Origin of the sequence: Streptomyces sp. AcH 505, from assembly GCF_000818175.1 — a bacterium.
In the GTDB taxonomy this organism is placed as follows: Bacteria; Actinomycetota; Actinomycetes; order Streptomycetales; family Streptomycetaceae; genus Streptomyces.
The window spans coordinates 6,553,074-6,563,345 of the sequence record NZ_JTIY01000001.1 but is presented as its reverse complement, the minus strand read 5'-3'; the positions used below and the strand labels follow the sequence as shown (position 1 = coordinate 6,563,345).

Here is a 10,272-nt window from a genome sequence, read left to right as displayed (position 1 = left end):
TCTCATTCAGCAGCTCCACGTCGTCACCCCAGATGACATCCCGCAGCGAACGGCCCAACTCACCGTCCAGCTCGGCCAGTACGGCATCCAGCGCCTCGGCGAAGACGGGGAAGCGCTCGTACAGTTCGCGTCCCATCCCCAGCCGCTGGCTGCCCTGACCCGAGAACAGCAGCGCTGTCCGTCCGCCGGTCGCGGTGCCGGAGACGGCGAGCGGGTCGGGCTCACCGGCCGCCAGCGCGGTGAGTGCCCGCAGCCGGTCGGCCGGGTCGGCGGTCAGTACCACCGCTCGGTGCTCGAAGCCCGAACGGCTGGTGGCCAACGAGAAGCCGACATCCACCGGACGCAGCTCGGGCCGCGTCTCGACCACGGACAGCAGCCGGGCCGCCTGGTCCCGCAACGCGTCCGCCGTCCGGCCCGAGAGCAGCCACGGCACCGCCGTGTCAGGCAGCTCGGGCGCAGGCGCGGGGGTGGCCGCCGACGCGAGCTGTTCCAGGATGACGTGCGCGTTCGTACCGCTGATGCCGAACGACGACACACCCGCACGGCGTGCATGACCGGACTCGGGCCATTCGGTGGCCTCCGTCAGCAGCTCCACCGCGCCCTCGGTCCAGTCCACATGGGAGGACGGCGCATCGACGTGCAGTGTCCGCGGGAGGCTGCCGTGCCGCATCGCCATGATCATCTTGATGACCCCGGCGACGCCCGCGGCGGCCTGCGTGTGGCCGATGTTGGACTTCACAGAACCGAGCAGCAACGGCCGCTCCGGGTCACGGTCCCTGCCGTACGTCGCGAGCAGCGCCTGCGCCTCGATCGGGTCACCGAGCGACGTACCCGTACCATGCGCCTCCACCACATCGACATCGCCGGCGGAGAGTCCACCACCGGCGAGCGCCTGCCGGATCACCCGCTGCTGCGAAGGGCCGTTGGGCGCGGTGAGGCCGTTGGACGCCCCGTCCTGGTTGATCGCGCTGCCACGCAGCACGGCCAGGATGTCGTGCCCGTTGCGCAGCGCGTCGGACTGGCGCTCCAGGACGAGCATGCCGACACCCTCGGACCAGCCGACCCCGTCGGCCGAATCGGAGAACGCCTTGCACCGCCCGTCGGGGGCCAGCCCCCGCTGCCGGGAGAATTCCACGAAGGCGCCCGGCGTCGACATCACCGTCACACCGCCGGCCAGCGCCATGGAGCACTCGCCGGTGCGCAGCGCCTGCGCCGCCAGGTGCATCGCCACGAGCGACGACGAGCACGCCGTGTCCACCGTCACCGCGGGCCCTTCGAACCCGAAGGTGTAGGAGACGCGGCCGGACGCCACGCTGCCCGCGCTGCCCTGGCCCTGGTGGCCTTCAAAGTCCTTGCCGTTGAGCGTGGTGCCGTAGTCGCTGTACATCACACCGGCGAACACGCCCGTCGCGCTGCCGCGCAGCGACTGCGGGTCGACCCCCGCCCGCTCGACCGCCTCCCACGACGCCTCCAGCAGCAGCCGCTGCTGCGAGTCCGTCGCCATCGCCTCACGCGGACTCATCCCGAAGAACGCCGGGTCGAACTCGCCCGCGTCATGCAGGAACCCGCCCGAACGCGTATAGGACGTGCCCTTGTTGGCCGGGTCCGGGTGGTAGAGCGATTCCACGTCCCAGCCACGGTTCACCGGGAAGGGAGAGATCGCGTCCGTCCCCTCGCTCACCAGCCGCCACAGGTCTTCCGGCGAGGTCACCCCGCCGGGATAGCGGCAGCTCATCCCGACGACCACGATCGGATCGTCGGCGAGCGACGGCAGCAGCCGGACCGGGACCGAGGCGTCGGCCTCCGTCCCGAACAACTCGTCACGCAGATGGTCGGCGAGCACACTCGCCGTCGGATAGTCGAAGATCAGCGTGGCGGTGAGGCGCAGGCCCGTCACCTGCGACAGCCGGTTCCGCAGCTCGACCGCCATCAGCGAGTCGAAGCCCAGGTCCCGGAACTGGACGGCCGCGTCAACGGCCGCCGAGCCTGCGTGGCCGAGTACGAGGGCGACCTGACCCCGTACGAGGTCGAGCAGCGCCTCCTGCCGCTGAACGGGGTCGAGTCCGGCCAGCCGGGCGGCGAGCCCGGTGGCGGTCGCCGCCCCGGCCACCGCGGTCCTTCGGGTGCGGGTACGGATCAACGACCGCAGCAGTGGCGGGACTTCGCCCTGTGCTCGCAACGCCGCCAGGTCGAGCCGTACCGGCGCGACCACGGACTCCCCGGTGGCGAGCGCCGTGTCGAACAACGCCACACCCTGGTCTGCGGAGAGCGGCGGCATGCCCGACTTCTCCATCCGTCGCATGTCCGTTTCGGTCACGCTTCCGGTCATCCCACCGGACTGGTCCCACGGGCCCCAGACCAGCGACACACCGGGCAGGCCCTCGGCCCGCCGACGAGCGGCCAAGGCGTCCAGGAAGGCGTTCGCCGCCGCGTAGTTGGCCTGTCCCGCGCCGCCGAACAGACCGGCCACGGACGAGAACACCACGAACGCGGACAGGTCGAGATCCCGGGTCAGCTCATGCAGATTCCAGGCCGCGTCCGCCTTCGGACGCAGCACCGTGTCCAACCGCTCAGGAGTCAGCGAACCGACCACCCCGTCGTCCAGCACCCCCGCCGTATGCACCACAGCGGAGACGGAACGCACGGAGAGCAGCGCCGCCAGCGCCTCACGGTCCGCCACATCACACGCCTCGACGGCGACCTCGGCACCCTGTCGCTCAAGTTCCGCCACCAACTCCGCGGCGCCCGGCGCGTTCGCGCCCCGCCGGCTCACCAACAGCAGCTGCCGTACGCCGCGCTCAGCCACCAGGTGCCGCGCGAGCACACCGCCCAGACCGCCCGTCCCGCCGGTGATCAACACCGTGCCCTCGGCGTCCCAGGCGTGCTCGGCGTGGTCGTCGCCGACGACCACCCGGGCCAGCCGTCCCGCCCGGATTCCGCCTTCGTGGAGGAGAAGTTGCGGCTCGTCGATACCAAGCGCCGCCGCCAGACGGTTGGTTGACGTCTCGTCGGAGCCGAGATCCAGCAGTCCGAAGCTGCCGGGGTTCTCGGTCTGCGCCGAGCGGACCAGACCCCATACCGAGGCGGCGGCGATGTCCTTGACCTCCTCGTCGCCGTCAGCGACCGCGCCACGCGTCACGAACACCAGGCGCGATCCCGCGAAGCGCTCCTCGGCCGGCCAGCCCTGGATCAGTGCCAGCGCGTCTGCGGTCAGCGCGTGCGCGGACTCCACCACCCGGTCGCCGGTATCACCGGTCACGCCCACCAGCACCACGTCCGGCACCGGTGTCTCACCGGCCGCGAGCTCCGCCAGGTCGGCGTACGTCTCGACGGCGACGCCGGACTTCGCCAGCGCGTCGGCCAGGCCCGAACCGTCAACTCCAAGGACGGCGGCGGACTGCGGGACGCTCGGCTCGTCCTGGACGGGAGTCCAGGTCAGCCGGAAGAGTGCGTCCCTGCCGACCGCTCCGGTGTCGGTCAATTGCGCGCTCGACAAGGTGCGTACAAGCAGCGAGTCCACCGAGGCGACCGGCTCGCCCGTCGTATCGGCGACCTCGATCGTCAGCGTGTCGTTGCCGGCGGGGGCGATCCGTACGCGCAGGGCCGAAGCGCCTGTCGCGTGCAGCGAGACGCCCTGCCAGGAGAACGGCAGGCCCCCGGCGCCTTCTTCGCCGTCACTCGCGAGGAGCGAGGCGTGCAGGGCGGAGTCGAGGAGCGCGGGATGCAGGCCGAACGCGGCGGCATCGCCCTGCGCCTCCTCCGGGAGACGCACCTCGGCGTACACCTCGCCGCCACGGCGCCAGGCGGCCCGCAGCCCCTGGAACACCGGACCGTAACCGAAACCGAGTTCCGCGAACCGCTCGTAGCACCCCTCGACGTCCAGGCTCTCCGCGTCCGCGGGTGGCCAGACGGTGGCGTCGAAGCCGCCCGTCGGCCGCTGGCCCCCGGCGGTCAGTACGCCGGTGGCGTGCTGGGTCCAGGACGCGTCCGCCGCGCCCTCAGGGCGGGAGTGGACGGTGACGGTACGCCGCCCCGTGTCGTCCGCGACCCCGACGCGTACCTGGGTCCGCAGGGCGCCGCGCTCGGGGAGTACGAGCGGTGCGGCGAGGGTCAGTTCCTCGACGCGGTCGCAGCCGACCTCGTCACCGGCGCGGAACGCCAGCTCCAACAGAGCGGTCCCCGGCAACAGGACGCGGTCCATGACAGCGTGGTCCGCCAGCCACGGATGCGACTGGACAGACAGCCTGCCCGTGAACAACACACCCTCGTCCTCGGCCAGTTCGACGGTGCCGTTGAGCAGCGGGTGCTCGGCGGACGTCAGTCCGACCGCAGCCGCGTTCGCCGCGCCGTGCGCACCGGTCGGCCAGAACCACTGGTGCTGGAAGGCGTACGTCGGCAGGTCGATCTTCCGCGCTCCCGTTCCGGCGAAGAACGCCGGCCAGTCGACGCGTACCCCGCGCACGTGTAGTTGAGCCAGTGCGCCGACGGCCGTCGTCTCCTCGTGCCGGTCCTTACGCAGCACCGGCACGGTCAACGCGCCGTCCGGCACCGACTCCTGGGCCATCGCCGACAGCACACCATCCGGACCCAGCTCCAGGAACACGGTCGCGCCTTCAGCGGCGAGGGTCCGTACCCCGTCGGCGAACCGGACGGCCTCGCGTACGTGCCGGACCCAGTACTCGGCGGAGCACAGCTCCTCGGCGGTCGCGAGCTGGCCTGTCAGGTTGGACACCACCGGCACCGAAGGCTCGGCGTACGTCAGGGTCTCCGCGACGGCACGGAAGTCGTCCAGCATCGGCTGCATCAGCGGTGAGTGGAAGGCGTGCGAGACCCGCAGCCGGTTGGTCTTACGGCCCTGCTCCTGGAGCCGGGCCGCGATCTCCAGAACCGCGTTCTCATCGCCCGACAGCACCACGGAGGACGGTCCGTTGACCGCCGCGATCGACACCCCGTCGGTCAGCAGCGGGAGAACCTCGTCCTCCGTCGCCTGCACCGCGACCATCGCACCACCGGCAGGCAGCGCCTGCATGAGTCCGGCACGCGCCACGACCAGACGCCCGGCGTCGGTCAGTGAGAAGACCCCGGCGACATGAGCCGCAGCGATCTCACCGATCGAATGACCGGCCACAAAGTCCGGGGTCACACCCCACGACTCCACCAGCCGGAACAACGCCACTTCGACCGCGAACAACGCCGGCTGGGTAAACCCGGTCTCGTTCAGCGGCTCCGCGTCGTCACCCCAGATGACGTCCCGCAGCGGACGGTCCAACTCGTCGTCCAGTACGGCAAGTACGGCATCCAGCGCCTCGGCGAAGACGGGGAAGCGCTCGTACAGCTCCCGGCCCATACCCAGCCGCTGGCTGCCCTGACCCGAGAACAGGAACGCGCGCTTGCCACTGCCCGAAGGCCCGGACACCACCGAGGCATCCGGCTCACCGGCCGCCACCGCCGCCAGCGCACGGCTCACATCAGCCAGGTCACCGGCCAGCAGCACCGCCCGGTGCTCGAACCTCGACCGGCCGGTGGCCAGCGAGAGCCCGACATCCACCGGACGCGACTCCGGTCGTGCCTCGACGGACGAGAGCAGCCGCGCCGCCTGGCCGCGCAGTGCTTCCGGCGTCTTGCCGGACAGCACCCACGGCACCACACCCGGCTCCACGACCGGCGCCTCGGCCGTGTCGACCACCGTCCCCTGGATCACCGTCGCCGGCTGCTCCAGGATCACGTGCGCGTTCGTCCCGCTGATACCGAACGACGACACACCCGCACGCCGCACCCGACCGGCCTCCGGCCAGGCCCTCTGCTCGCTGAGCAGTTCCACGGCGCCCGCCGACCAGTCCACGTGCGAGGACGGTTCGGTCACATGCAGCGTCCGCGGCAGTACGCCGTGCCGCAGCGCCATGATCATCTTGATCACGCCCGCGACACCGGCGGCGGCCTGCGTGTGCCCGATGTTCGACTTGAGCGAGCCGAGCCAGAGCGGACGCTCGGGCTCGCGGCTCTGGCCGTACGTGGCGAGCAGCGCCTGCGCCTCGATCGGGTCGCCCAGCGTCGTACCCGTACCGTGCGCCTCTACCACGTCCACGTCTGCGGGCGAGAGTCCGCCGCTGGCCAACGCCTGCCGGATGACCCGCTGTTGCGAGGGACCGTTGGGTGCTGTCAGGCCGTTCGACGCACCGTCCTGGTTGACCGCGCTACCGCGTACCACGGCCAGGATCTCGTGCCCGTTGCGTACCGCGTCCGACTGCCGCTCCAGCACCAGCATGCCGACACCCTCCGACCAGCCGACACCGTCGGCCGACTCGGAGAACGCCTTGCACCGCCCGTCGGGCGAGAGGCCGCGCTGCCGGGAGAACTCGACGAAGGTGCCCGGCGTGGACATCACCGTCACACCACCGGCCAGCGCCATCGAGCATTCACCGCTGCGCAGCGCCTGCATCGCCCAGTGCATCGCCACCAGCGACGACGAGCACGCCGTGTCGACCGTGACCGCCGGGCCCTCAAGGCCCAGCGTGTACGACACGCGGCCGGACGCCACGCTGCCCGCGCTGCCCTGGCCCTGGAAGCCCTCGAACTCCTTGCCGTTGAGCGTGGTCCCGTAGTCGTTGTACATCACACCGGCGAACACACCGGTCTGGCTGTCGCGCAGCGACACCGGGTCGATCCCGGCCCGCTCGATCGCCTCCCACGACGCCTCCAGCAGCAGCCGCTGCTGCGAGTCCGTCGCCAGCGCCTCACGCGGACTCATCCCGAAGAACGCCGGGTCGAACTCGCCCGCCTCGTGCAGGAATCCACCCGAGCGGGTGTACGACGTGCCGTTGTGGTCGGGGTCCGGATGGAACAGCGCGTCCACGTCCCAGCCACGGTTGACGGGGAAGTCCGAGACGGCGTCCCCGCCCTCGGTGACCAGCCGCCACAGGTCCTCCGGTGAGGTCACCCCGCCGGGGTAGCGGCAGCTCATTCCGACGACCACGATCGGATCGTCCGCCATGGGCGGCAGGGACGACACCGGGACGGCCAATTCGGCCTCGTCCCCCAGCAGTTCGTCCAGCAGATGGTCCGCGAGCGCGGTCAGCGTCGGATAGTCGAAGGCCATCGTGGCCGGCAGCCGCAGCCCGGTCGCCGTGTTGAGCCGGTTCCGCAGCTCCACCGCCGTCAGCGAGTCGAAGCCCAGATCGCGGAACGCGCGCTCGGCGTCGATGTCGGCAACACTCGCGTGTCCCAGTACCAGCGCCGCCTGGGCGCGTACGAGATCCAGCAACACTTCGTGCCGGTCCGCCGGATTCAGGCGGCTCAGCCGCTGCGTCAGACCGGTGTCAGCGCCTGCGCCTGGTGTGGCCGCACGGCGCGACGGTGTACGGACCAGTCCGCGCAGCAGCGCGGGGGCGATGCCCTGCGCCCGCAGGGCCGGCAGGTCCAGCCGCACCGGGACCGCGAGCGGTTCGCCGGCGGTCAGCGCCGCGTCGAACAGGGCCATGCCGTGTTCGACGGACAGCAGTGGCATGCCCGCGTCCTCCGCTCGGCGCAGATCGCGGTCAGCCAGCGCGCCGGTCATGCCCGCGCCCTGCTCCCACGGTCCCCAGGCGAGCGACAGGCCCGGCAGGCCCTCGGTCTGCCGGTGCGCGGCGAGCGCGTCCAGGAAGGTGTTGCCGGCCGCGTAGTTGCCCTGCCCCGCGCTGCCGAACACACCGGCGACGGAGGAGAACATCACGAACGCGGACAGGTCGAGATCACGCGTCAGCTCGTGCAGATTCCAGGCCGCGTCCACCTTCGGCCGCAGGACCGTGTCCAGTCGCTCGGGAGTCAGCGAACCGATGATGCCGTCGTCCAGCACACCCGCCGTGTGCACCACGGCCGTCAGCGGATGCTCCGCCGGAACCGATGCCAGCAGTTCGGCCAGCGCTTCCCGGTCCGCCACATCGCAGGCGGCGACCGCGACGTCAGCTCCCTGCTCGGTGAGTTCCGCGACCAGCGCCTCGGCGCCGTCGGCCGCGAGACCGCTGCGGCTGAGCAACAGCAGCTGCCGTACGCCCCGTTCGGTCACCAGATGGCGGGCCAGCCGGCCGCCCAGACCACCCGTACCGCCGGTGATCAGCACAGTGCCCTCGGCGTCCCACGTCGCGTCCGCCTCGGACTCGGGACCGGCAACGGTCATGCGGGCGAGGCGGCCGGCACGCAGGCCGCCTCCGCTGATCACCAACTGCGGCTCGTCCGAGCTGAGTGCCTGCGGCAGCAGGACCGCCGATCCGTCGGAACCGAGGTCGATCAGCCCGAAGCAACCGGGGTTCTCGGTCTGCGCCGTACGGACAAGTCCCCACACCGTAGCGGCGGCGACATCGGAGACTTGCTCGTCACCGACCGCCACCGCACCCCGCGTCACGAACACCAACCGCGAACCGGCGAACCGGTCATCGGCCGACCACCCCTGCGCCAGGGCCAGGACGTCGGCAGTCAACGCGTGCGCGGACTGGGCCACTTGACCCTCGGAGGACGCGTCGGCGACCGCCACCAGCACCACGTCCGGCACGGGGGATTCCCCGGCCGTCAACGCCGCCAGATCCGAGTACGTACCGACCGTGGCGCCGGCGTTCGCCAAGCCTTCGGCCAGGCCGAGAACGTCCGGGCCAACCACGGCGACCGCACCGGACACAGCGTCGGACGGAACAGCCACCGGGACCCAGCCCAGGCCGAACAGCGCGTCCCTGGCTGGCCCGGTTGCCCCGGCCGCCCCGCGAAGCTGGTCGCTCGACACGGTCCGTACGACGAGGGAGTCGACCGAGGCGACCGGCTCACCGGAAGTGTCGGCGACGGTCACCGATATCGCGTCGTCGCCTGCGGGGGCGATCCGTACACGCAGGGCCGAAGCGCCCGTCGCGTGCAGCGAGACGCCCTGCCAGGAGAACGGCAGACCCCCGGCGCCCTCCGCACCGTCACTCGCGAGGAGCGAGGCGTGCAGGGCGGAGTCGAGGAGCGCGGGATGCAGACCGAACGCGGCCGCGTCGTCGCGCGTGTCCTCCGGGAGACTCACCTCGGCGAAGATCTCACCGTCGCGGCGCCAGGCGGCCCGCAGCCCCTGGAACACCGGACCGTAGGCGAACCCGAGCTCCGCGAACCGCTCGTAGCATCCCTCGACGTCCAGTGCCTCAGCGCCTGTAGGCGGCCACACGGCGGCGTCGAAGTCGGTCAGCGCGTTGCGCGCACCGACGGCGAGTACGCCCGTCGCGTGTTGCGTCCACGACTGCTCGTCGGCGCTGTCGGGCTGGGAGTGCACCGTGATGGAGCGCCGGCCCGTGTCATCGGCGACGCCCACCCGCGCCTGCACCCGTACCGCGCCGCTTTCGGGCAGCAGGAGCGGTGCGGCGAGGGTCAGTTCCTCGACGCGGTCGCAGCCGACCTCGTCACCGGCGCGGAACGCCAGCTCCAGCAGCGCGGTGCCCGGCAGCAGGACCCGGTCCATGACCGCATGATCGGCCAGCCACGGATGCGACTGGACGGAAAGCCGGCCCGTGAACAACATGCCCTCGCCCTCGGCCAGTTCGACCGCAGCGCCCAGCAGCGGATGCTCGGCTGAGCCGAGACCGGCTGCCCGCATGTCACCCGCGCCGCCCAGCAGTCGGGCGGGCCAGAACCACTGGTGCTGGAAGGCGTAGGTCGGTACGTCGACCCGCACCGCGCCCGTCCCCGCGAACACAGCGGCTTGATCGGTCGGGACGCCCCGCACATGGAGCTGTGCGAGCGCCGTGACGGCGGCCAGTTCCTCGGGCCGGTCCTTGCGCAGGACCGGCACGACGAGCGCGTCGTCCGCGGTGGATTCACGGGCCATGGCGGAGAGCACCCCGTCCGGGCCCAGTTCCACGAACGTGCCGACGCCCTGGCCCGCCAGGAACCGCACTCCGTCGGCGAAGCGGACGGCCTCGCGGACATGCCGCACCCAGTACTCGGCGGAGCACAGCTCATCGGCGCTCGCGAGACCTCCGGTCAGGTTCGAGACGACCGCGATACGCGGCGCCCGGAAGTCCAAGCCGTCAGCGGCGGCACGGAACTCGTCCAGCATCGGCTGCATCAACGGCGAGTGGAAGGCGTGCGACACCCGCAGCCGACTCGTCTTACGACCCTGCTCGGCCAGCTGCGCGGCGACCGCGAGGACCGCGTCCTCGGCACCCGAAACCACCACCGAGGATGGCCCGTTGACGGCCGCGATCGACACCTCGCCGGTCAGTAGCGGCAGTACCTCGTCCTCCGTCGCCTGCACCGCGACCATCGCACCACCAG

Annotated in this window: 1 protein-coding gene (cut by a window edge); it reads right to left on the bottom strand. The window is 71.6% G+C overall.

What is annotated here, in order from left to right:
- Nucleotides 1-10,272, bottom strand: part of the annotated coding region (locus HY68_RS28795) for a type I polyketide synthase (protein ID WP_041994282.1) (this coding region is incomplete at its 3' end). The annotated region continues 18,754 nt past the right edge of the window; 10,272 of its 29,026 annotated nt are in view.